The sequence below is a fragment of the Aeromonas allosaccharophila genome, assembly GCF_016026615.1.
GTDB classification, from domain to species: Bacteria; Pseudomonadota; Gammaproteobacteria; order Enterobacterales; family Aeromonadaceae; genus Aeromonas; species Aeromonas allosaccharophila.
Window position 1 is genome coordinate 1,583,045 of sequence record NZ_CP065745.1, and the last position, 23,669, is coordinate 1,606,713.

Consider the following 23,669-nt stretch of genomic DNA (forward strand, 5'->3'; position numbering starts at 1 on the left):
AAGTAGGCACTTGAATTTACTGGGGGAAAAATACGTTGACGCTGGCCCGTACGCTTGGCTATGATGCCCGCCCGTTGCCCAGTACGACGCTTGTCGATATGCTGGTCAGGGATTTTCGGTGATTAGCGCAGTCCGGTAGCGCATCTGGTTTGGGACCAGAGGGTCAAAGGTTCGAATCCTTTATCACCGACCATGTTCATCGACTCGTCGTCAAGGCGTGTTGATACAGAGCGCCCTTAGCTCAGTCGGATAGAGCAACGGCCTTCTAAGCCGTGGGTCGCAGGTTCGAATCCTGCAGGGCGCGCCATTGATTCTCCCCTTCCATCTGGATTGGTGAGCGTTGATGAAAATTTCAGTGGTGGCTGTAGCTCAGTTGGTAGAGTCCCGGATTGTGATTCCGGTTGTCGTGGGTTCGAGCCCCATCAGCCACCCCATTTTTCTGTCGATAATTGCCGCAAGGTGATGTCAATCGACCATGTGCAGTGACCTTCTGGTCTGCCCCACGAAAAACCGGCCTTGGCCGTTTTTTTTGTTTTTGCGCATGCTTGCGCACAACAGCGCCTTGCCTTATCTGCAAGGCCATTCTCCAGATCGATAAACGCGGCTCTGCCCATTTGTCACGATGTGCTCCTCCCCATCGATGACACTGCCACGCTCCCCCGCACATCAGCCTGCCCGGTTCTTTTTCTGTATTTCCCAAGCACCATTGATATGCTGATCGCTCTTCTTCTCTCCTGCTTCCCGTTGGAGCTTTTCTATGCAACGCATTCTTTTTGTCGAAGATGATCCCGAGATTGGCCAGCTCATCAGCAGTTGGCTCGGTCGCCACGATATGGACGTGATCCTCGAGCCCAGAGGGGACATGGCGCTGGCCCGGGTCGAGGCCGAACAGCCCGATCTGGTGCTGCTCGATATCATGTTGCCGGGGCAGGATGGCATGTCCCTCTGTCGGGATCTGCGGCCGCGCTTCGACGGCCCCATCGTGATGCTCACCTCGCTGGACAGCGACATGAACCAGATCCTGAGTCTGGAGCTGGGCGCCAACGACTACATCCTCAAAACGACGCCGCCGCCGGTGCTGCTGGCCCGGTTGCGGGTGCAGTTTCGCCAGCACCAGCAAACATCAACCCAACCCGTCACCACCAGCAGCGTTCCTCAGCAACTGCAATTTGGTCGGCTGCGGGTGGATGGTCCGGGACGAGATGTGCGGCTCGATGGCGAGAGCATTGCCCTCTCGACCGCCGACTTTGATCTGCTGTGGGAGCTCGCCTGCCACGCGGGCCAAATATTGAGTCGGGAAGCCCTCTTTCGCAGCCTGCGCGGCCGGGAGTATGACGGTCAGGATCGCAGCATGGATGTGGCCATCTCCCGCCTGCGCCGAAAACTGGGTGATAACCCTGACAACCCGACCCGGATCAAGACGGTGCGCCAGAAAGGCTACCTGTTCGTCCCCCACGCCTGGGAATAACCCTCTTTCGGGAGCACTGCCATGCGCCGCCTCTTTATCCAGTTCTATCTGTTGCTGATCGGCTGCTTCACCCTGGCCATCCTGCTGGTGGGCGTGGTCTATCAGGTGACCGCCGAACGGGCGGGTGATCGCTATCTCGAACGCATGATGCAGGGCTCTCTTGGCCTGTTGACCGGCGAGTTGGCAAGAACCCCGCCAGAGCGCTGGCCCGATCGACTGGCCGAGCAGAGCAGTCAGTTTACCCTCCCCCTCAAGATCGGCGAGCTGGTGCGCCAGCCGCTGGCCAGCGAGGATCAGGCCTTTCTGGCCGCTGGCAACATTGTCATCGTCGAGGAGGATGACACCTTCCTGCAGCGCATTCCCGATACCGACCGGGTGCTGATTGTCGGTCCCGTTCCTTACCTCTCCTACCTGCATGAACTGCACTGGGTCGATGTGGGACTGCTGCTGGTGATCGGCCTCTCCCTCGGCCTGCCCATCCTGCTGTGGCTACGCCCCCACTGGCGCGGCTTGCAACAGCTGGAGCAGACCGCACGTCGCGTGGGCGATGGGGATCTCTCCTGTCGAACCAATCTGCCACCGGGCAGTAGTCTGGCCCGGGTGGGACGTACCTTCGATCAAATGGCGAGCCAGTTGCAGGCCATGATTGCCAGCCGCAAGCAGCTGACCGATGCCATCGCTCACGAACTGCGCACCCCGCTGGTCCGGTTGCGCTATCGGCTTGCCATGCTCGATCCTGCCCCTGCCGAGCAGGAGCAGTTGGCGCTGGAGCGAGATCTGGGAGCGCTGGACGCCCTGATCGAAGAGATGCTCACCTACGCCAGGCTGGACCGACCGGAGCTACCGTTGCAACAGGATGAGCTGGAGCTCAGCCACTGGGCACAAGCGCATCTCGGCGACTGGCAGGCGCTGGCCCCCGAGAAGAGGCTCTCCCTCGAGCTGCCGCCGCGCCACATGCCCTGGTGCGGCGATCAGCGTCTGCTGACGCGCGCGGTGGAGAACCTGATCGGCAACGCCCTGCGTTATGCCGAAAACCGGGTCACCCTCTCGCTTTCGCGCTTGCAGGATAACTATCTGCTGGAGGTGAGCGACGATGGGCCGGGGATCGATCCGGCACTGGCGCCACAGATCTTCGAGCCGTTCGTACGCCTTGATCAGAGCCGGGATCGTCGCACCGGCGGCACCGGGTTGGGACTGGCCATCGTGCGCAGCATTGCCCGTCATCACGGGGGCGATGTGACGCTGCTGACCAGTGACCACGGCGCCCGCTTCTGCCTCACCCTGCCTGTACATTTGGATACAAACCGTCACCAACCGCTCACTGAAGGACCGCCGCAACCGTCATAGGATGACTGTCATGGAGAACGCTCCATAACATCAACCCGAATAAGGAAATTGAACATGAAAAAGATCATTCCCCTGACCCTGGCTGCCGTCTTCGCCCTCACCTCCGGTTTCACCATGGCGGCCACCCCGACCAAGACCGCTACACCGCAGGCGACCCAGACCAAGGTGGTGAAAAAACACCATAAAGCCACCCACGCCAAGAGCCCAGCCGTCAAAGTCGCGCCGAAAACCAAGTGATCCAACCGGTCACTGGATAACACAGAGGGAGGCTGATACCTCCCTTTCCATCTCTTCCCGAAATTTTCCTGACGAGCGCCTCCCTCGTCCAAACCGGATCCACGACCCGGCTCCCCCTTTGCGGGAAACGGTCAATGACCACAGGAACATGGCATGTGGCGTCATCTGCTTAAATGGCTCGGCCCCTTGTGCAGCTTGCTGCTGCTCGGCACCGCACTGACCGTGCTGTATCACTTGACTCAGGCATGGCACTGGCACGATATTCGTGTGGCCATCTGGTCCCAACCCCTGCCGCGACTGGCGGGCGCCCTGTTGCTGACCCTGCTCAGTTATGGTTGCCTCTGCAGCTATGACATGCTGGCACTCCATGCGCTGCGCAAGCGACTTCCCTGGCAACAGGTCAGTATCACCTCCTTTATTGCCTACACCTTCTCCAATACCCTGGGATTTGCCCTGCTGACCGGCACCTCGGTACGCTACCGGCTCTACTCCGCGCTGGGGCTCGCCACCGGGGAAGTGGCCCGCGTGGTGCTGTTCTGCTCCATCACCTTTTTCCTCGGCCTGCTGGCGTGGGGAGGTGGCGCCCTACTGACCTGCGATGTGACACAGCTGTTGCCTGACTGGCCGCACTGGGCAGATACCCTGCTCAGGCTGGCGGGCGTGATGGCACTACTGTTGGTGGCCTGCTACCTCTGCTGGCCCGCCCCACGTCTCTCTTTGCGGAAACACACCCTGACCCTGCCGAGCTTCCGGGTACGTCTGTTGCAACTGCTGGTCGCGCTGGCTGACTGGATGGCCGCTGCTGCCGTGCTGTTTGTGCTGCTGCCCGCCCAGAGCGTTCCCTACCCCGTGCTGCTTAGCGCCTTCGTGCTGGCCAGTTTCCTCGGGGTGCTGGCCCACGTGCCGGGCGGGATCGGCGTGTTCGAAGCGAGCATGAGCCTGCTGCTGGCCCACTACCTGCCGGCCGACAAGCTGCTCGCCTCGCTACTGCTCTACCGCTGCATCTATTACCTGCTTCCCTTTCTCTGTGCCCTGCTGCTCTTTGCGAGTCAGGAGATGCTGCAACAAAAAGCACGCTGGCAGCGGCTACAGGGGCTGATGAGCGCAATACGCGAATTTCTGCCCGCCCTCATCAGCATGGGGACCTTCGCCGCCGGCAGCCTGCTGCTCTGCTCGGGCATGATCCCGACCATGCGCAGCCGCATCGAAGTGTGGCTGCAGGTGCTGCCGCTCCATCTGCTGGAGCTCTCCCATGTGCTCGGCAGCGTGAGCGGTATCCTCCTGATCCTGCTGGCGCGCAGCCTCTATCGCCGTCACGACGCCGCGTTTCGCATCACCCAGCTGCTGCTGGCACTGGGGATCGCCTTCTCCCTGCTCAAGGGGGGAGACTGGGAGTCCGCCCTGCTGCTCGGCAGCTTCCTGCTGATCATGACCCCTTGTCGTTCCCTCTTCTATCGCAAGGGGTCGCTGCTCTATCCCCAGTACACCCCGGGCTGGCTCATCTCGGTCGGCGCCGTGCTGCTGGGAGCGCTGTGGTTGCTGCTCTTCTCCTATCGTCAGGTGGAGTATGACCACGCTCTCTGGTTCCACTTCTCGCCCCACGGCGGGGCTGCCCGCGGCCTGCGCGCCATGGGGAGCGTGGTGGCCGTGCTGGCCGTTGCCGGGGTTGCCCAGCTGCTTGCGCCGCTGCGCGTGGTCGGTGAAAAGCCGGACAAAGAGACGCTAGCGCGCGCCCACGAGCTGGTGGTGCGTGAAGGGGGGATCCACGGCTATCTGGCCCAGTTGCAGGACAAGTCCCTGCTGTTCCATCCCGCCGGCGACGCCTTCCTGATGTATGGCATCGAGGGCAACAGCTGGATTGTGATGGGGGATCCCGTCGGCCGTTCCGAGCTGATCGAAGAGCTGCTCTGGCAATTTCGCGAGCGGTGCGACGAGCACGACGCCAACCCGGTCTTCTATCAGGTATCGGCCCGCTATCTTCCGCTCTATCTGGAGTTGGGGTTGATCCCTTTCAAGCTTGGTGAAGAGGCGATGGTCGATCTGGCCACCTTCGATCTGGCGGGCAGCCGGCTGCGCAACCTGCGCCAGAGCCATGCCAAGGGCAAACGGGAAGGGTTGACCTTCGAGGTGGTCGAGGCAAGTGCCGTGGCCCCCCTGCTGACCAGATTGCAGACCGTCTCCGATACCTGGCTGCAGAGCAAGATGGGCAAGGAGAAGGGCTTCTCGGTCGGCCGTTTCGAGCCCGACTACCTGACGTTGAGCCCGGCTGCGCTGGTGTGGCATGAGGGGCAGATTGTCGGCTTTGCCAACCTCTGGGTGAGTGATAACAAGGAGACCCTCTCCATCGATCTGATGCGCTACAGCCTGGATACCGGCACCGCCCCCATCATGGATTTTCTCTTTGTCGAACTGCTGCTGTGGGGCAAGGCGCAAGGGTACGCCAGCTTCAATCTGGGGATGGCCCCCATGTCCGGCTTCAACGATCACCCGCTCAACAGCTACTGGGCCCGCCTTGGCAATACCCTGTTTGTGCGTGGTAGCCGCTTTTACAATTTCCAGGGGCTCAGACGCTACAAGGAGAAATTTTCGCCCCGCTGGGAACCCCGCTACCTGCTATGCAGCAGCAAGCTGACGCTGCCCAGAACCCTGACTCACCTGATCACCCTGATTAGCCGCGGCCCGCTGGGGCTGATCAAGAAATAGGAGCATGGCCAATGAGAGCCCTGATATTGCTGTTACTCAGTCTCGCACTGCCCGTTTCGTCTTTTGCGGCGCACGCCGCCCCGGTCAAGGATGACCTGAGTCTGATTGAGCTGCCGGTCAAGCAGACATCCGACGCCCCCATGGTGATCTTTCTCAGCGGCGATGGCGGCTGGGCAGCCCTCGACAAGGGATTGAGCACCCAGTTTCAGCTGAACGGCATGCCGGTCGTGGGCTGGAGCTCCCTCACCTACTACTGGAAGAAGAAAACCCCGGAGCAGGTGACCGCCGATCTGGAGCGGATCCTCGATGATTATCAAACTCGCTGGCAGCGCCCCCGCTGGCTACTGGTGGGCTTCTCGTTTGGTGCCGAGATTGTCCCCTTCGTCATCAATCGGTTGCCGGAGCACTATCGTCAGGGGCTGGTCGGAGCCGTGATGCTCTCCCCCTCCACCAGCTCGGATTTCGAGATCCACGTCAGCGACATGCTGACCCACAAGGCCCGCAGCTACCCGACCGAACCGCAGGTGAAGACCATCCGCGATCTGCCGATGCTCTGTCTGCAAGGTGCCGATGATGACGACGACGACCGCCTCTGCCCCCGCCTCAACCAACCCAACGTCACGACCGTCACCCTGCCGGGAGGACACCATTTTGACGATAACTACCCCCACCTCTACGGCGCCATCACCAGCCGCCTTAACTTGCGCTCGGATCCGCAGCCTGTGGAGCGTTAACCGGTATCCGGTATCACCATTAAATGCCTTATAAACTCCAATCAAGACAAATCAGCGAGCAATGAAAAGGGCCTCTCTTGCGAGAGGCCCTTTTACTGAATTCGACGGAAAGTTTGACAGGAACAAGCTTGGGTACGGCGTCAAGGTCACTGCAACTTTTCACTGCGATTGCCAAAGCGGCTCAGCCAGATGCGCTATCAAGAATGAAGATTTGCATTCTTATGCCAGCAACCACGCTGGGATTGCGCCATAAAACAAAAAGCCCTGACGTTTCCATCAGGGCTTTGCAATTTGGCGGTGAGGGAGGGATTCGAACCCTCGATACGTTGCCGTATACACACTTTCCAGGCGTGCTCCTTCAGCCACTCGGACACCTCACCAAATTTTTGCTCACTGCTTTATGTGCTTGAGCTGCACATTCGCTGTCGGGCCATGCCGCGGCGACGGGGCGTAATGTAAGGGATACGATGGCTTTTGGTCAATGCAATTTTTTACTTTTTGCGTTCGTTTGCTCAATATCCGAACCAAGTGACCAAAAATATGCCGTTTCGTATCCCTTTCAATCAATTTACTGCCGCTTCGTGCAAATGTTCACCTTTGAGCGCCTCTTCCAGCGAGCCGTAGAATTCCAGCTTGCCGGACTGCGGCCGCACCTTGGCACGGGCCAGGGTTTTGAGCGGTTGGAACTGCAACTCGGCCACCCGCAACTCGACACCAGCTTTGGCCATCTGCTTGCCAAAGTGGAGGAAGGCAGACAGGCCGCCCGCATCGAGGATGGAGACCGCCTCCATCTGCAACACCAGCACCTTGTGCCCTTTCACTTGTGCTTCCAGCTCGGCAAAGACCCGTTCGGCCGCTGCGAAGAAGAGCGGGCCGTTGATCTTGTAGAGCAGGCCGTTGTCCGGCACCTCGTGGGCATAGCGCTTGTGTTCGGCCAAATCGTGCAGTTTGGTCATCTTGGCGATTTCGCGCATAAAGAGCAGGGAGGCCAGGATCACCCCGAAGGTGATGGCGATGACCATGTCGAAAATGACGGTGAGTGACAGGCAGACCAGCAGCACCAGCACATCGGATTTGGGCGCGCGGCGGATCAGCTCCACCACCTTGTGCGCTTCACTCATGTTCCAGGCCACGATGAGCAGCAAGGCGGCCATGGCCGAGAGCGGCAACCAAGAGAGCCAGGGGGCCAGCACCAGAATGGCGGCCAGCACCACCAGCGCATGGACGACCCCCGAGATGGGGGACGTCGCCCCGGCGCGGACGTTGGCGGCAGAGCGAGCGATGGCGGCGGTGGCGGTAATGCCGCCAAAGAAGGGAGCGAAGATGTTGCCAAGCCCCTGCCCCACCAGCTCGGCGTTGGAGCTGTGTTTGCGACCGGTCATGCCATCCAGCACCACGGCGCAGAGCAGCGATTCGATCGCCCCCAGCATCGCCATGGAGAAAGCGGCAGGCAGCAGCCGCTCAAGGGCGGCCAGATCCCACGCCACAGGGGCGCCATCCGGTCCGGGCAAGGCCCAGGGCATCACCAGGGTCGGCGCGATGGGCGGGATCCCCATCCCCTGGCTGCCATCGGCCAGGGTATAGCTGAACTTGCTGCCGATAGTGGCCACATCCACTCCAAAGTAATGGAGGCCAAAACCCAAGCCCACCCCGACCAGCACGGCAGGCAGGTGGCCGGGCACCGGCAGACGCAGCCGCGGCCAGAGCAGCAGCACGGCCAGCGTTGCGACCCCCACCAGGGTATCGCCCCACTGCCAGCTTGGCAGGGCGGCGGCCAGCGCCTCGACCTTGCCCAGATAGGTTTCCGGCATCTCTGGCACGCTCAGGCCAAAGAAGTCCTTGATCTGCAAGGTGGCGATCACGATGGCGATACCACCGGTAAAGCCCAGCGTCACTGACGGCGGAATGTACTCGATGAGGCGGCCAAGACGGGCCATCCCCATCGCCACCAGAAAGAGGCCTGAGATGAGCGTCGCCATCAACAGGCCACCGACCCCGAACTGCTGGGCGACCGGATAGAGGATCACCACAAAAGCAGCGGTCGGGCCGGAGATGGAGTAACGGGAGCCACCGGTCACGGCGATCACGATACCGGCGATGATGGCGGTATAGAGACCGTGTTGCGGCGGCACACCGCTGGCGATGGCCAGCGCCATGGCGAGCGGGATGGCGATGATGCCCACCGTCACACCGGCGATCAGATCACGGCCGAAGCGGGCCATGCTGTAGGGTTCATCAATACAGGACTGGCGTAAGGCGATGGCGAGCTTCACGCTATTTAAAGAGGCTTGCTTGTGCATGTATATCGTAATACCAGAAGAGGGAGATAAAGGCCGGAGAGATCCGGCGCCCGATCATCATCAAGGGCCGGCAGGGCTGTCGACGCGGCGATGGTATCCTGCGCAACCTTACTCCAGACGGGCCATTTTTTCGATGGGCAGGATCAATGAAAAGCACTCTGACCCATTATTTGGCCTATTTGCCGCCAAATCGCCGATCTTGACTCCTGCTCTCCCTCTTTTAGCCGCAAAGATTACCATTTGAGCCTCCATTGATTGCCAGCACGTTCGCGACATCATGCTGGCATCATCAGGTTGATGCGAACCGAATAAATCCACCCTGCACCGGTTGCCAAAGGTAATGGCAAGGGACTGATTGTGCTGAAAATAAACCGCAAAGCGCAACTTTTGGGCAAACAGTCCGAAAATCTGGTTTTCGGGGAGTTCGCGGGTTGACACCCGCCGCCCTGGTCATTAATATTCGCCCCGTCTTAACGAGACAGGCAATTCCTCCTTAGTTCAGTCGGTAGAACGGCGGACTGTTAATCCGTATGTCACTGGTTCAAGTCCAGTAGGAGGAGCCAATTCCCTCGTAGTTCAGTCGGTAGAACGGCGGACTGTTAATCCGTATGTCACAGGTTCAAGTCCTGTCGAGGGAGCCACATTATAAAGCCCAGCCTTTTGGCTGGGCTTTTTCGTATCTGCTGTTCGCCCCCTTCCCTGCCACGCGCGCCCCTCAAATGTCCTCTGCCATAACGTCTCTTGTCGGCATGTGATGACCAACCAGCACACTGTTTGACATGCCAATTGCACGCCATCCCATCAACAAGTGGCTGGATTGACCAGCCCCTGTGTGTGCCCTCATCTCACTGCCGGATGCCGGGATCAGAAGCGGTAGAGCAGCCCCGTGGTCATGCTGGTGGAGCGAATGTCGTAAAAGTCGATCCCGGAGTTTGCCGTGGCGTAGCTGGCGCTGAGGAGTGCAGAGAGCGGCGCGATGCCAAACAGCTGGTGCCAGAAGAGGGTGGCATCGATGGCCATGTCGCGGCTGTCGGCACGCTGGCCAAACAGCGGGTTGGCCTCGTCATAGTCGCGCTTGCCCAGATAGAGGTTGCTGACAAATGACCAGCGGGGCGAGGTTTTGGCGTAGGTGAGCTGCAACCCCTTGCCCACATAAGACTCGGCACTGCCCGCCAGATCCGCCTTCTGGTAGCGCAATGCTGGCTCGAGGAACTGATCGTCTGCCAGCCGGAACTGGTAGGAGAGCTCGGCGGTGTTGACCCGGCCATTGCGATCCAGCATCCCCATCGTCTCGCGGCCATATTGCTCGCCACTGGACTCCTCATCCACCCTGACGTCACGGCTGGTGACGCTGCCACTGAGCGCACTGCCCCAGATGTTGTCCCACGCCAGACGGGCACCGTGGGATCGCACAGCGCTCTCCTGACGTGCCACCCCCACCGCAAAGGGATCGCGCCACACCTTGACCGGGGTGGCATTGAACACCAGCGAACCGGCCACGATCCCCTTGTCCCCCAGCTGCTGGCGCAGCCCGAACTGCTGGGTGCCGTCGCCGCGAATGGCATCCTGAATGAGGTTGCCCAAGAACAACTGACTGCCGGTGGAGGCAAAGGTGTAGCGCAGATCCCCGTTGATCGCCGGTGCAACATTGTGTTGCTTTACCGCAGCCCCCAGCGCGTCTATCCGCTCGCGACCTGCACTCCCCGTGGCAAAATTGGACTGGGTCTCGACAACGCTGGCCCCTGCCAGCACACTGCCGGAAAAGCCAGATTCCCCGGGAATGGCTCCCAGATCTTGCGCCTGAACCCCGCTTGCAACCAGTACACCCATACCCAACAGCAGACCAATACGCATCGCAACACTCCTGGCAAGCGGCCACTAACGGTGGCCGAGCCTGATAAATAGAAGGGAGGCAGTCGCCTCCCGGAATCGAGAAGCGGCATGTTACGGCAGGGAAAAATCACAAATAAGACGGCGGGATGCGGTTTTATTTTTTATGATGGCGTTTTATTTTTTATAGGCGCAAGCAGGGGGCGACCCGGCATAATGAGTCCCCACAGTCGTGCAACGCTGCGGGCTGCTCGCGTCATACTCACTCTATTTACCCCTGTTCCCAACATCGGAGTTTTCATGCGTCGATTCAATTTCATGCTCAATGGCAGCCGATTGATGATGTTCCCCTTCTACGTCTGCATTCTGGTGTGCGTGGCCCTGCTGATGGTGAAGTTTGCCATGCAGCTCTATCTGCTCTGCATCAACATCATCGAGATCCCCTACATGGACCTCATCACCGGCGTGCTGACTCTGGTGGACTTCGTGCTGGTGGCCCAGATGCTGATCCTGGTGGCGGTCTGCGGCTATGTGCAATTTATCCAGACTCAGGAACAGCGCGAGGCTATCGGCGACAACTGGCTCAGCAAGATCAACTTTGCCTCCCTCAAGCTCATCGTCATCAACTCGCTGGTGACCATCGCCGGGGTCGAGGTGCTCAAGGCATTTCTCGAAGATGGCATCACCAATGAGGTGGAGATGAAGTGGTCCGTGGTGGTGTTTCTCGCCTTCTCGCTGGCCGCGCTCATCTATGCGGTGACCGAGCGGATGGCGGATCACAAATAGTCGGGCTTGATCACTGTGCTTGTTCAGCCTTGATTCACCAGCAATACAATTGATAACACTTTTCATTACTCTTACAGCGTTATAAACTTGCTCCCCCGGGCTGCCCCGCCCGGGTGCTGGAGCCTTTATGACAAGCCTTTCCCTCTCACCCCGACAATTCTGGCAGTGGCTGGCCTACCCCCATCAGGCCGCCGAGGGCACCCTCTATCTGATGTTCTTCTCCGGCCTGCTGCTGTGGGAGCCGCTGACCCCGACCTGGTCACTGGCGCGCTGGAATCTGTTTTTCCATGTGATGCTCTCGCTCACCCTGTTTCCGCTGTTGTTTGGCGCCTTCTGGCTATCCCACCGCTCGTTGTTGAACCGCAGCAGCAAACCCTTTTTGCGCACCACGGGGCGGATTATCGAAGCCCTGCTGCTGGTCTGTCTGGCCAGCGGCCTGCTGCTGGTGCTGCACGGCACTCCGGGCGATGTCATGGGCAACCTCGCCAGCTGGGCCCACTGGCTGAGCGCGTTGGCGTTAACTCCTCTGGTGCTGCGCCACGCCTGGCGCTGGACCATCTTGAAATGGCGCTCCTGATCCCATGTTGAAGTTATCGTTCTCTGCATATTTGTCACCCCTGCTGGCCCTCGTCCTGCTGCTGGTTAGCCCCTTTGCGCTTGCCCAGCAGATGGGCGCCGGGATGCTCGCCTATGAGGAGGGGCAAAGCCCACGCCTCGTTACCGCCAACCTGAGCGCAGGTTCCGTCACCCTGCTTGAGCGCGATAGCGGCAAGCGGCTCAAAGAGGTGCAGCTGGGCGGCGATCTGCGCCAGCTGGCCCGCGCCGATGACGGCACCCTGCTGGTCACCGACTACAGCGGCGATCGCCTGCTGCTGCTGGATGATGATCTCGATCTGGCAAAGGCGATCCCCACCGGCCATCGCCCCTACGGGGTCATCTTCGATGCCAAGCGGCAGTGGTTCTGGGTCACGCTGTTCGAATCCGCTCGCCTGCAGGCCTACGACACCGCGGGCAACCTCCAGCTGGATGCAGAAACCGCCGAGACTCCGCGTGGGCTGGCCCTGACCGACGATGATCGCCTGCTGCTGACCCACGCCATGACAGGCCAGCTCGCCATCTATGATCTCGCCAAGCTTGGCAACAACGCCAAGGGCACCACCCTCCCCAAGCCCAAGCTCATTAGCCTGGCCGAGACCCACAGCAATACGCCGAGCGACTCTCAGGGATTGCCGCGTCTGCTCGATGGCATCGCCCTCTCCCCCGATGGCAGCGAAGCCTGGCTGCCCCACGTGCTGTGGAGCTTCGATCACCCCTTCCAGTTTCAGAGTACCGTCTTTCCGGCGGTCTCCATCATCGATCTCGATGAGGAGAAAGAGCGGGTCGATGAAAGAAAACAGCTCTTTTTGCAGATCAATCTGCCCAGCGTCGGCAACCGCAGCCAGATCGTCTCCAACCCGTTCGCGGCGCGCTTTGCCGCCGATGGCAAGCGGGTCTATCTGACGCTAGCGGGCTCGGAAGATCTGCTGGTGTTTGACCTCTCCCGCAGCGGCAAATCCAACAACAACCGCCACCGCCGCAAGAAGTTTCAGGGGGGCGCCAAAGCGACCCAGCTCTTGCGCCACCTGCCGGGCCAGAATCCGCGGGATCTGCTGATCGACGGCGACCATATTCTGGTGCACAACGCCATGGGGCAGGATCTCACCCGCCTCAATAGCGGCGGCAGCGGCCCTTTCGCTCGCGTGACGGTGGATACGCCCCACTTCGCCAAGCTGGTAGAGACAGATCCGCGCCCCGAGCCGCTTCAGCGCGGCGAGCGGCTGTTCAACCTTGGCAACACCGCCGCAAACTCACGCTTCCCCATGGCGGGGGACAACTGGATGGGCTGCAACTCCTGTCATCTGGACGGGTTCAACTTCACCAACCGCTATCTGATGGCGGCCCATCGCCAGAAGAGCGGCGACAACGCCATCAACGGCCACGCCAACCTCACCAACATGGTGGCGGGGGATTTTGTCGGCGAATACCTGCGCATGACCCAGCAGACCCAGGGCGGCATGGGCCATGACACCCGCGATGGCGCCGAGGCGGTTGACCCCGCGAGGCCCCAACCGGAAGTGAAGGCCATGATGGAGGACTTGCACGCCTTCGTCACCGCCGATGGCAACCTCCCCTATCTCGCCAACTGGCTGCGGCTCGATGCCCCGCGCACGGATCCCGCCAAGGCGCCAACCACGCACCCGAAAGAGTGGCTCAACTCCGCCTCCTGCCAGAACTGCCACCAACAGGCCTTCAAAGATTGGAGCGAGAGCAACCACCGGCTGATGGGCAACTCCCACCCCTACTACAAGGTGGTGCAGGCGCTGGCCCGCGAAACCGAAGGGGAAGCGTTCGGTCAGTGGTGCCAAGGCTGCCACATGCCCCAGCAGGTGATGACAGGCCAGCTGGATCTGCCCAAGGGCTCCCACATGTTCGAGCAGGGTGGCGCCTCGCTGATCGCGGCCCACCAGAAAGGCGAGCCCGTGGTGGAAGAAGGGACCGGCTGCGTGCTCTGCCACCGCATCACCAAGGTAGAAGACGCGGGCGGCAACAGCGCCTTTACCGTGAATTTGAAAGACCGCGAGAGCTATGTGTTCGAGGATGCCCCGGGCGGCAGCCTTAAGCACTGGCTGGCCGAGCGGCAGATCAACGCCCGTCCGGCGGCCCACAAAGCCTCCTATCAGAAGGATTTCTACCGCGACGCGGCCCTGTGCAAATCGTGTCACAACGAGTTTGCCCCGGGCACCGGCGCCAATATCGTCAACACCTGGGACGAGTGGGAAAAATCCAGCTTCGCCAAGGCCAAGGATCCCGCCAAGCGGCGCACCTGCATCGACTGCCATATGAACCCGGAGCCGGGCAATGGCGGCGCACCGGTGGCGGGCCAGTCCACCGAAAACGGCACAATGAAGGCGCGGCTCTATCGCCACAACTTTACCGGCGCCCAGCACCAGCTGGTGGGGCTGCGCAATCCTGCGCTTGAGCTGGAGAGTCTGGCCCTGCTGCGCGCCAGCGCTACCCTCTCCGCCCGTATCGAACAGGCTGCCGATAGTCAGCAGCTGGTGGTGCGGGTCGCCAATACCGGCGCAGGCCATGCCCTGCCCACCGGGGTAGCCGATTTTCGTGAACTCTGGCTGGAGCTGACCGTCACCGACGCCAGCGGCAAGGTAGTGCTTGCCAGCGGCCAGCCGGTGGATGGCGCCGTCCCTGAGGATGCGCGACTGTTCAGAAAAGTGTTCGGTGATGCCGAGGGCAAGCCGGTGGGGCTCAAGTTCTGGCGCTACGCCAAGCTCTTGGAAGATACCCGCATTCCGGCCGATGGTTGGCGCGATGAAGCCTGGCCGCTGCCCGCAGATGCCCAAGGGCCCTTCAAGGCCGATATCAAACTCAATTTCCGCACCTACCCCAAGTGGGTCAATGATGCGGTGCGCGCCGCCGAGCCCAGCTTGCCGGAGCCACCCATAGTGCAGCTAAATCGGTTGCAACTCACCTTGCAGCCTCTCCCCATCACGCCCGCTACGGAGCCTCAATCCTGATGTTTGCAAGTTTTCTCATTACCCTGCGCGAGGGGCTGGAAGCCTTCCTGCTGGTCGGCATCTGCCTCTCCTACCTCGCCAAGCTGGGGGCGAGCCGCTACAACAAGTTCATCTATCTGGGGGTGGGGCTTGGCCTTATCGCCTCCCTTGTCGTCGCCTTCCTGTTCCAGGTTGTGGTGAGCCAGTTCGAGAGCGAGCGCTACAACCACCTCTTGATGGCGGGGATCCTGATCTTCGCCACCTTGGTGCTCACCTATATGGCGATCTGGATGCAAAAGCAGGCCAAATCCCAGGTGGGGGCCATGACGGCGCGCATCGATGCGGCCATCGATGGCGGCAACCTGTTTGGTCTGGTGCTACTCGCCTTCCTGGCGGTGATGCGCGAAGGGTTTGAAACCGTGCTGTTCTTCTCCGCCCTGCTCTACTCAGGGCAAGGGGTGGATCTGCAATCCGGCCTGATGGGCGCGCTGGCGGGGCTGCTGGTCTCCATCGCGCTGGTGTGGGGGCTGCTGCGATCCACCCGCAAGGTGGCGCTGGCCCCCTTCTTCCGCTGGACAGGGCTGCTTATCATCATCATCGCCGCAGGCTTGCTCTCGTCCGCCGTCAACATGTTGCAGGCAGCGGACGTCATCACCTTCTGGACCACGCCGGTGTTCGACATCAGCCACATTCTCGACGATCAGGGGGTATTTGGTACCTTCCTGCGCGCCCTGTTTGGCTACAATGCCTCACCCGCTGGCTTGCAGCTGCTGACCTGGGCCCTCTATCTGGCGATTTTCGTTACCCTCTGGCAGCGCAGCTACCGCCCGCAGGTGAACGCGCCATCCAGCAAGGGCTGAGCCAACACGCCCTGTGGTAACAAGACCACGGGGTAACAACACCATTCGGGGGCCGCGCCTTGGCGCGGTTTCCTTATCTATCAAGCAGTTTCGGAAAACGTCATGAGCGATAACAACAAGAAGCACATTGCGGTGCTGGGCGCTGGCCCCGCCGGTTTGATGGCTGCCTGGCGCCTGCGCCGCGCCGGTTTTGCAGTCACCCTGTTCGAACAGGAGCCGGTGGTCGGTGGCATGTGCGCCACCCAGACCTTCAAGGGGCGCGATGGAGAGTATCGCTTCGACTACGGCGGTCACCGCTTTATCACCAAGAACCCCGAGCTGCTCGCCTTTATCGACGAACTGATGGGGGACGATCTGCTCCACGCCGAGCGCAAGAGCGTGATCCGCTTTGGCGGGCGCACCTATGACTACCCCTTGAACCTGCCGAACCTGCTCAAGACGGCGCCGCTGGCCCTGATGGCCGGTGCGGTGAAAGACTTGCTGCTGTTGCCTTTTGCCAAGAAGCCGGATGATTTCGCCAAGGCGAGCTTTGCCGAGTGGATCCAGAGTCACTTTGGCCGCACCCTCTATCGCCAGTTCTTCGAGGGCTACACGGCTAAGCTGTGGGGCATCAACCCGGACAAACTTTCCGCCGACTGGGCCGGTCAGCGCATCAGCCTGATCGATCTCAAAGACGTGGCGCGCCGCCTGCTGCCAAGACGCAACGGCAGCATTTCGGTGCGCACCTATGCCCGCAAATACCGCTACCCCAAATATGGCTTCGGCCAGATCTTCACTACTCTGGGGGAGCGGCTGGAGGCAGAGGGCGTTGAGCTGAAAACCGGCGCCACCATCACCCGCCTTGAGCAGGCTGATGGCCGCATTGAACGGGTGTATTGGAAACAAGATGACGTTGAGCAGAGCGAGTGCTTTGATCAGGTGATCTCCACCCTGCCGCTGCCGCTCACCTGCCAGCATCTGGGCTTGCCGTGCGATCTGCACTACCGGTCGCTTCGCTTCGTCAATATGCCGCTGAAACAGGAAAACCTGTCGGACAACACCTGGCAGTACCTCTCCGACCCCCATATTCTGGCCACCCGTTTGCAAGAGCCGCGCCGCCGCAGCCCCTTTATGGCACCTCAGGGCCAGACCTCGGTGATGCTGGAGATCCCCTGCAACCCGGGGGATGCCACCTGGCAGGCGCCGCTCTCTGATCTGCGCGGTCGGGTTACCGCCGATCTCGCCAGCCTCGGTGTCGATACCGCCAAGCTTGGCGATGAAACTTTTGAAGCGCGTAGCGAATACGCCTATCCGCTGATGGATTTAGGCTATCAGGCGCGCCGTAACGAAGCCATCAAGGCGCTGATGCCGATCACCAACCTCATCATGACCGGCCGTCAGGGGACATTCCGCTACATATTCACCGACACCGCCATGGAGATGGGGATGATGGCCGCCGACATGGTGATCGACGGGGTGGACAGACGCCACGCCATCTTCAATCATCGCAACGAAAATACCGTGATTGAAACCCAGAGCGTGGCATGAGAAGCATTGTCGGTGTCCAACAGGTAGACAGACGCCGCAACACCTTCAACCAGCGCAACGAAAACACGTGATCGAAACCCAGAGCGTGGCCTGAGTGCCGCACCATGGGCATAGCCTCTTGGCATAAGAAAGGAGAACAGGATGACCATCCGCCTGGGTTTACTCGCCCTCACCCTGCTGCTGACCCTGAGCGGTCAGGCGCAGGCATACTCCTACGCCGCCGCCGGCAAGGAGCCACTGATCGACGCCCGCGAGGCACTGCTGGGCGCCGCCACGGACGGCAAGGATGCCAGCGCCACCTTGAGCGAGATTGCCGACGAGCTGACCTATCTGGAAGAGCACCACAAGGTGGAGCTGCAAGCGCCGCTGACCGCCGCCATCAAGGCCCAAGATGCATCCGCCACCGCCGCCCTGCTCAACCGCGCCTACAAGGCGGAGATCGAGCGCCGCCTCGAAGGGGCCAGCCAGAATCTTGGCGACTACCAGACCGCCAAGGTGCTGGTGGTCAAGAGCAAGCGCTTCCTGGATCTCATCCTCCCATCACTCAATGAAGGGGATCGCAAGGCAGCCGAACAGGCGCTGGCCAAGGTGCTCGATGCCATCGGCAACCCGGGGGTATTCGGGGTGGGGGCCAAGCCTGCCGATGCCGCCGCCTTTAGCGATGCAGAAAAAGCGCTGATGGCCGTGCTGGCACCGCTTTGATGGCCGCTCATTGATGACGACGGCCCCCCTCATCCCCGGCCCCTCTCCCGCAAGGGGAGAAGGGGGGCGTCACCACGGCCGATTACGCTTCGCTAATCGACCCTACTTGCTGATCCTGCTGCAACTGGCCTGGCTTGGCTGGCTGCTGGCCTTCCCGGTGGCGCTCGATTCCGACGATGCCCTCAATTTCGCCCACGGGGTAACGCGCTTTAGCGTGCTGGAGTTCTCCCCCCACTTTCCGGGCTATCCCGCCTTTATCTGGCTGGCGCGGCTGATCAACCTGGTGGTGGACGATCCGGCCCTCGTGGTGCAGTGGGCAAGTCTGCTCGGTAGCAGTTTGCTGGCGCCGCTCGCAGCCTTGCTGGCGGTCAGATTGTGGCAGCGACCTAGTCTGCTCGCCCCCGTCTGGCTGCTGGTACTGGCCCTGCCGCTCACCCCGACGCTGGCGCTCTCCGGCCTTTCGGATGGGCCCGCGCTCGCCGCCTGGCTCGGGGCGCTCTTGGCCTTGCAGCAGCGCAGAATTGCGCTGGCCGGTCTGCTGCTGGGTCTGCTGCTGGCCCTGCGCCCCTCCTATTTTGTGCTGGCGCTGCTGCCCTTTTGGCTCGGTCTGGCGCAGCAGGGCACGCGCGTCAGGTTTATGCTCCCCATCGCGCTGGTTGGGCTAGCCTGCCTGCTGTTTGTCTGGCAAGCCGATGGCTGGGCCTATTTCAGCGAGGGACGGCGCTTTACCGACGGCCACTTTACCCTGTGGGGCAACACGGCGGCGGCCCACGGCGATCGGCTGCTAAGTTGGGCCCGCACCTTCAACGATCAGCTCACCCCGCTCTGGCCCTTGGCTGTCGGAGCCTTGCTGGTGCTGCCGCTTTGGCAAAACTCAAAAGGCCAAGCCACTACCCTCTCGCCGCTCTGGTCGCTCTACTGGCTCGCCCTGCTGCTCTGGACCCTGTTTGGCCAGAATCCCGACAATCCCCGCCATCTGGCCCCCATCACCCTGCTCGGTATCGTGCTGCTGGCAGGCTGGCTGCCACGTCGTGGTGAGTGGCTGGTCGCGGTCGCTGGCTTGCTGCTGCTCGCTGCAACCTTCACCCTGCCCCGCCCACCCGCCATGGTGCAGGCGGCAAGGCTTGCAGAGAAAGCCTGCCCGACGCTGGTGACCCAATGGGGCGTAAGATTGCTGCGAGAGACCACTGCCCTACCGGTGACAGACGGCTGGTACAAGGGAGATGCGGCGCTGGCACTCTCTCAAGGAGCCTGCCGTCTCAGTCGCCGCCCCATCGCCGCGAGCGAGATGCCCACTGCGGTGCGCCAGCACTGGTTTGCCCCGCGCTTTGCCGCCGAGCCCGGACTCTGGCTCGCCATACCGGATCCATCGGCGCGACAAAACTGATAGACTGCTTTTTTCGCGCTTTTCAACCCGACGTTTCGCATCACTGGACACCCTATGCCCCAATCGCCCACTGCTCAGGCTGCCGCCCTCTCCCCCCGTTTCCTGTTTATCCTGCTCGGAGCTCTGGCGGGCCTGACCCCGCTGGCGGTGGATATGTATCTGCCCGCCATTCCGGCCATTGCCCGGGATCTGGCCACCAGCATCGACGGCGCCCAGCTCACCATCAGCGCCTTTCTGGGCGGTTTTGCCATCGGTCAGCTCTTCTACGGCCCGCTGGCCGATAGCTATGGCCGCAAGCCGGTGATCCTGGCGGGGCTCACCATGTTTGCCATCGCCTCGGTCGGCTGCGCCATGGCGGACTCCCTGCCCGAATTGCTGGCCTATCGGATGCTGCAAGCCGCGGGCGGTGCGGCGGGCTCGGTGGTGGTCAATGCCCTGCTGCGCGACCTGTTCGAGAAGGATGCGTTTTCCCGCGCCATGTCGTTCGTCATTCTGGTGATGACCCTGGCACCGCTGGTGGCCCCAGTGGTGGGCGGCTATATCAGCGCCCACGCCAGCTGGCGGGTGATCTTCTGGCTGCTGGTGGGGATCAGCCTGCTGGTGTCGCTGGTGATGCAGTGGAAAATTCAGGAGACCCTGAAACCCGAGCACCGCCAGCCTCTCAATCTGGGCCAGATCCTCAAGAACTACTGGGGCGTGCTCTCCCATCGCGGCGCCATGGGTTATGTGCTGTGCGGCTCCCTCTCCAGCTCCGGCATGTTCGCCTTCTTAAGCGGCTCCCCTTACGTCTATATCGAGTATTTCAAGGTGCCGACCGAGCACTACGGCTGGCTGTTTGGCCTCAATATTCTGCTGATGATGGTGGTCACCTTCGTCAACAGCCGACTGGTAAAAGGGGTAGGCGCCGAGCGGATGCTGCAATACGGCCTGCTGGTGCTGCCCTGCGCGGGCGCCCTGCTGATCTACAACGCCTGGAGCCAGACTGGCGGCCTGTGGGGCATCGTCATTCCGGTGGTGCTCTTTATCGGCCATATCAGTCTGGTGGGCGCCAACGCCATGACCGGCCTGATGGGCCACTTCCCGCAATCTGCGGGCACCGCCTCGGCACTGGCGGGCACCCTGCGCTTTGGTATCGGCGCCGTGGTCGGCATTCTGGTCAACCTCAACCCGCCCCAATCGCCGCTGCCCATGGCCATCGCCATCGCCTGCTGCGGTGTGGGTTCCACCCTGAGTTACTGGCTGCTGACGGGCAAGCGAGGAGAGTAGCCCCCCTTCTCCTGCACCGACCACGATCCTTGCATCTGGATCAACGAGGCCCCGCATCTACGGGGCCTCGCTGGTTATGGCGTAATACCGATTCAGAACATGGCGCGATTGAGCAATAGATGCGCCCCTATGCTCACCAGATAACCGAGCACGATGGCAGGCAGCCACTTCAGGTGGCCAAAAAAGGTATACATGCCGTGGGCCTGCCCCATCAGGGCCACCCCGGCCGCAGAGCCGATGGAGAGCAGGCTCCCGCCCACCCCGGCGGTCAGGGTCACCAGCAACCACTGCCCCAGCGCCATATCCGGGTTCATCGACAGCACGGCAAACATCACCGGAATGTTATCAACGATGGCCGACAACACCCCGATGAAGATGTTGGCCATGGTGGGATCCCCACCGGCATACAACCAGTGTGACACCAGCTCCAGATACCCCATAAAACCCAGACCACCGACACACATCACCACCCCGTAGAAGAAGAGCAGGGTATCCCACTCCGCCTTGGCCACCTTGTTGAACACGTCAAATGGCACGACAGACCCCAGACTGCGCAACCGCACATCATCGCCATTGCGTTCATAGAGCGCACGCTTGCGGGCAAGGGATCGCGGCAGCGACTTGCGCAAATAGAAGCCGAAGAACTGCAGATAGCCCAGCCCCAGCATCATGCCCAGTACGGGCGGCAGATGGAGGAAACTGTGGCACAGCACCGCCGTGGTGATGGTCAGCAGGAACAGCACGACGATGCGGCGGGCTCCCCGCTTGAGATCGACCACTTCGTTATCAGCCTCCGGCACATGCCGTGGCACCATCAGGCTCATCAGAATGGCTGGTACTAGGAAATTGAGCAGAGAGGGAATAAGCAGGGCGAAGAACTGGCCAAATTGCACCTTGCCCGCCTGCCACACCATCAGGGTGGTAATATCGCCAAAGGGACTGAACGCCCCTCCGGCGTTTGCGGCGATCACTATGTTGATGCAGGCAAGATTGACAAAACGCCGATCACCATTGGCCACTTTCAACACCACGGCGCACATCAGCAGCGCAGTGGTCAGGTTGTCTGCCACCGGCGAAATACAGAAGGCAAGCCCCCCGGTCAACCAGAACATGGTGCGCAAGTGAAACCCTGAACGTACCAGCCAGGCACGCAGGGCATCGAACAGCCGCCGATCCTCCATGGCGTTGATGTAGGTCATCGCCACCAGCAGGAACAACATCAGCTCGGCATATTCCAGCAGGGTATGGCGAAATGCCTGCTCGGCGACAGGGCTCATCCCCTGCTGTGCATAGGCGATACCGATCAGGATCCAGATCACCCCGGCGGCCACCAGCACGGGTTTGGACTTGCGCAGTTGCAGATACTCTTCAGCCATCACCAGGGCGTAGGCCAACACAAACAGTCCGACACAAAAAAGTCCGATGGCGGAGGATGTCAACATAACAGGGCCACTACTGGCATGGGCGGGAGGGATAAACAGGAAAAGCAGTAAAATAACAGGGGTGAGCGCAGACATGGTCTCTTCCTTTTAGAACCATCTGGCAACGATGCTAGCACCTGGATGAAAAGAAAAATTCATCCAGGTCAATTAACGCTTAATTAGTGTGCTGTCGAGACGCCGGGTTATTTCTTGCCGAAACCCGACTGCTTGAGGGTATAGCCTGCGCTGTTTTGCCAGGCATCCAGACCGCTGCGGTTATTGCCCGCTACCAGACTGGCGGCCAGGCTCGGGCTGTTGAACAGCTGATCGGCGGTAAAGACAAAGCCGCCCTGACTGCGGGGCACAATGATCCCCTTTTGCAGCAACTCCAACCGCAGTTCAATCACCGCTTCGCGCAAAGAGGCGGCATCCTCGCCATTGGCGGTGGAACCGGCCAGCACCATAAAACCCGGATTTTGCCGCTTGCCCACCGGATAACCGTGGGCCTCGGCCCCTTTGCCGTTGAAGTGGTAGAGCTCGCGCTCCCCCGGCCGGTTGTCAGAGAGCGCCTTTTGCAGGGTCATCAGCTCGTTGTAGATCTCGATGGGGACGACGGCAGCCTGCTTGTTGCCCTTGCTATCGATGATAAAACTGACTTGCTTGTGTAACATCCTTGCTCATCCTGTGACCCATGGAAGCCCCTATTCTAACCACCTCGGGCAAGCGGGATCCAGCGAGGATCCACTGCTCTTTTGCCGACTCGATCACTAACTGGCACTCTTGATCAACCGTAAGGGGTGTTGATCATTACCGACCGTGCTAGCGTACCAAGCATGATGAAAGCCATTGACCATCAAACGGTTACCCCATGCTGACCCTGCGCAACCTCTGCAAGAGCTTCGATAACGGCAGTGAACGACTGCCGCTGTTCCACCATCTCGATCTCGCCCTCCCCGCTGGCGAGATCACCCTGCTGCTGGGCCAAAGCGGCTGCGGCAAGTCCACCCTGCTCAATCTGATCGCCGGGCTGATTGCACCGGACGAAGGGGAGATCTGGCTGGGGGAGACCCGGATCGACACCCGCTCCCCCGACGAGCGGGCGCGCCTGCGTGGCCGCCATTTCGGTATCGTCTATCAGGATTTCAACCTGCTGCCGACTCTGAACGTGGCCGAGAATCTGGCCCTGCCGCTGGCTATCAACGGACTGCCACCGGATGAAACCAGGATTGACCAATTGCTGCAACGGCTCGATATGAGCCACAAGCGCCATGCTTGGCCGGAGCAGCTCTCCGGCGGTCAGCGCCAGCGGGTGGCGCTGGCCCGCGCCCTCATTCATCAGCCAAAGTGGCTGCTTGCCGACGAACCCACCGGCAGCCTCGATGAACACAATGCCGAACAGGTGATGGCGTTAATGATCGCGGCGGTGCGGGGCACAGGCGCAGGCTTGCTGCTGGTGAGCCACAACCCGGCCTATGCCGCCTTGGCAGACAGAGTATTGCGCCTCGAAGGGGGCCAACTTATCGAACTCAAGGGGCCCCGTCATGACTAAG

General features: G+C 61.0%; 19 protein-coding genes and 6 tRNA genes. 19 read left to right on the forward strand and 6 right to left on the reverse strand.

What is annotated here, in order from left to right; all coding sequences use genetic code 11:
- Positions 1-116: 116 nt before the first annotated feature.
- The 8 genes from I6G90_RS07055 (at position 117) to I6G90_RS07090 (ending at position 6,489) form a co-directional block, all read left to right on the forward strand.
- A tRNA-Pro gene (locus I6G90_RS07055) sits at positions 117-193 on the forward strand.
- Positions 194-230: 37 nt separating this feature from the next.
- Positions 231-307 (forward strand) — tRNA-Arg (locus tag I6G90_RS07060).
- Positions 308-358: 51 nt separating this feature from the next.
- Positions 359-434: transfer RNA gene (locus tag I6G90_RS07065), tRNA-His, on the forward strand.
- A gap of 323 nt (positions 435-757) precedes the next feature.
- On the forward strand, positions 758-1,468 hold the full coding sequence (gene rstA / locus I6G90_RS07070; protein WP_197930434.1) for a two-component system response regulator RstA: 711 nt from the start codon (positions 758-760) through the stop codon (positions 1,466-1,468).
- Positions 1,469-1,489: 21 nt separating this feature from the next.
- Entirely contained in the window at positions 1,490-2,815 is a 1,326-nt protein-coding gene (rstB, locus tag I6G90_RS07075; RefSeq protein WP_197930435.1) for a two-component system sensor histidine kinase RstB, read from the forward strand.
- Positions 2,816-2,869: 54 nt separating this feature from the next.
- On the forward strand, positions 2,870-3,052 hold the full coding sequence (locus I6G90_RS07080) for a hypothetical protein (protein ID WP_111809659.1): 183 nt from the start codon (positions 2,870-2,872) through the stop codon (positions 3,050-3,052).
- A 153-nt stretch (positions 3,053-3,205) separates the two neighbouring features.
- Positions 3,206-5,755, forward strand: coding sequence for a bifunctional lysylphosphatidylglycerol flippase/synthetase MprF (gene mprF / locus I6G90_RS07085; RefSeq protein WP_197930436.1), 2,550 nt, complete (start codon positions 3,206-3,208; stop codon positions 5,753-5,755).
- Between the two features lie 11 nt (positions 5,756-5,766).
- Positions 5,767-6,489 (forward strand): AcvB/VirJ family lysyl-phosphatidylglycerol hydrolase, encoded by a 723-nt coding sequence (locus tag I6G90_RS07090; RefSeq protein ID WP_197930437.1) that lies wholly within the window; start codon positions 5,767-5,769, stop codon positions 6,487-6,489.
- Between the two features lie 292 nt (positions 6,490-6,781).
- Here the strand turns inward: I6G90_RS07090 and I6G90_RS07095 are convergent.
- The 3 genes from I6G90_RS07095 to I6G90_RS07105 form a co-directional block, all read right to left on the reverse strand.
- Positions 6,782-6,869: transfer RNA gene (locus I6G90_RS07095), tRNA-Ser, on the reverse strand.
- A gap of 183 nt (positions 6,870-7,052) precedes the next feature.
- Entirely contained in the window at positions 7,053-8,789 is a 1,737-nt protein-coding gene (gene dauA, locus I6G90_RS07100) for a C4-dicarboxylic acid transporter DauA (protein WP_197930438.1), read from the reverse strand.
- Between the two features lie 108 nt (positions 8,790-8,897).
- A complete protein-coding gene (locus I6G90_RS07105; protein WP_197930440.1) occupies positions 8,898-9,227 on the reverse strand; it encodes a hypothetical protein in 330 nt (109 codons plus the stop codon).
- Between the two features lie 49 nt (positions 9,228-9,276).
- On the opposite strand from I6G90_RS07105, the gene I6G90_RS07110 reads away from it, so the two are divergent.
- Both I6G90_RS07110 and I6G90_RS07115 read left to right on the forward strand, forming a co-directional pair.
- Positions 9,277-9,352, forward strand: a tRNA-Asn gene (locus I6G90_RS07110).
- Positions 9,353-9,354: 2 nt separating this feature from the next.
- Positions 9,355-9,430: transfer RNA gene (locus tag I6G90_RS07115), tRNA-Asn, on the forward strand.
- A 223-nt stretch (positions 9,431-9,653) separates the two neighbouring features.
- Here I6G90_RS07115 and I6G90_RS07120 read toward each other — a convergent pair.
- Entirely contained in the window at positions 9,654-10,643 is a 990-nt protein-coding gene (locus I6G90_RS07120; protein ID WP_197930442.1) for a DUF2860 family protein, read from the reverse strand.
- 276 nt (positions 10,644-10,919) lie between these two features.
- Between I6G90_RS07120 and I6G90_RS07125 the strand changes: the two genes are divergently transcribed.
- The 8 genes from I6G90_RS07125 (at position 10,920) to I6G90_RS07160 (ending at position 20,698) form a co-directional block, all read left to right on the forward strand.
- Positions 10,920-11,405: a YqhA family protein gene (locus I6G90_RS07125; protein ID WP_042657617.1), complete on the forward strand. Its 486-nt coding sequence runs from the start codon at positions 10,920-10,922 to the stop codon at positions 11,403-11,405.
- A gap of 127 nt (positions 11,406-11,532) precedes the next feature.
- Complete coding sequence (locus I6G90_RS07130; protein ID WP_197930444.1) at positions 11,533-11,982, forward strand: hypothetical protein; 450 nt, start codon at positions 11,533-11,535, stop codon at positions 11,980-11,982.
- Between the two features lie 4 nt (positions 11,983-11,986).
- The gene (locus tag I6G90_RS07135) at positions 11,987-14,977 is read left to right on the forward strand and encodes a YncE family protein (RefSeq protein WP_197930445.1); all 2,991 of its coding nucleotides are present in this window, start codon (positions 11,987-11,989) and stop codon (positions 14,975-14,977) included.
- A complete protein-coding gene (locus I6G90_RS07140; protein WP_197930446.1) occupies positions 14,977-15,816 on the forward strand; it encodes an FTR1 family iron permease in 840 nt (279 codons plus the stop codon). The genes I6G90_RS07135 and I6G90_RS07140 overlap by 1 nt, the downstream gene beginning before the upstream one ends.
- A gap of 102 nt (positions 15,817-15,918) precedes the next feature.
- The gene (locus tag I6G90_RS07145) at positions 15,919-17,343 is read left to right on the forward strand and encodes an NAD(P)/FAD-dependent oxidoreductase (protein ID WP_197930447.1); all 1,425 of its coding nucleotides are present in this window, start codon (positions 15,919-15,921) and stop codon (positions 17,341-17,343) included.
- Positions 17,344-17,484: 141 nt separating this feature from the next.
- Positions 17,485-18,045, forward strand: a complete 561-nt coding sequence (locus tag I6G90_RS07150) for a hypothetical protein (protein WP_197930448.1) — start codon at positions 17,485-17,487, stop codon at positions 18,043-18,045.
- Between the two features lie 106 nt (positions 18,046-18,151).
- Positions 18,152-19,432, forward strand: a complete 1,281-nt coding sequence (locus I6G90_RS07155) for a hypothetical protein (protein ID WP_197931173.1) — start codon at positions 18,152-18,154, stop codon at positions 19,430-19,432.
- A 54-nt stretch (positions 19,433-19,486) separates the two neighbouring features.
- Positions 19,487-20,698: a Bcr/CflA family multidrug efflux MFS transporter gene (locus I6G90_RS07160; RefSeq protein ID WP_197930449.1), complete on the forward strand. Its 1,212-nt coding sequence runs from the start codon at positions 19,487-19,489 to the stop codon at positions 20,696-20,698.
- Positions 20,699-20,790: 92 nt separating this feature from the next.
- On the opposite strand, the gene nhaD is transcribed toward I6G90_RS07160, so the two are convergent.
- Complete coding sequence (gene nhaD, locus I6G90_RS07165) at positions 20,791-22,215, reverse strand: sodium:proton antiporter NhaD (RefSeq protein WP_058051667.1); 1,425 nt, start codon at positions 22,213-22,215, stop codon at positions 20,791-20,793.
- Positions 22,216-22,322: 107 nt separating this feature from the next.
- Positions 22,323-22,790 carry a DUF4357 domain-containing protein gene (locus I6G90_RS07170; RefSeq protein WP_042059795.1) on the reverse strand — a complete coding sequence of 156 codons (468 nt, stop codon included), beginning with the start codon at positions 22,788-22,790 and terminating at the stop codon, positions 22,323-22,325.
- Positions 22,791-22,987: 197 nt separating this feature from the next.
- Between I6G90_RS07170 and I6G90_RS07175 the strand changes: the two genes are divergently transcribed.
- Entirely contained in the window at positions 22,988-23,668 is a 681-nt protein-coding gene (locus I6G90_RS07175) for an ABC transporter ATP-binding protein (RefSeq protein WP_111809487.1), read from the forward strand.
- The last annotated feature ends 1 nt before the right edge of the window (position 23,669 follow it).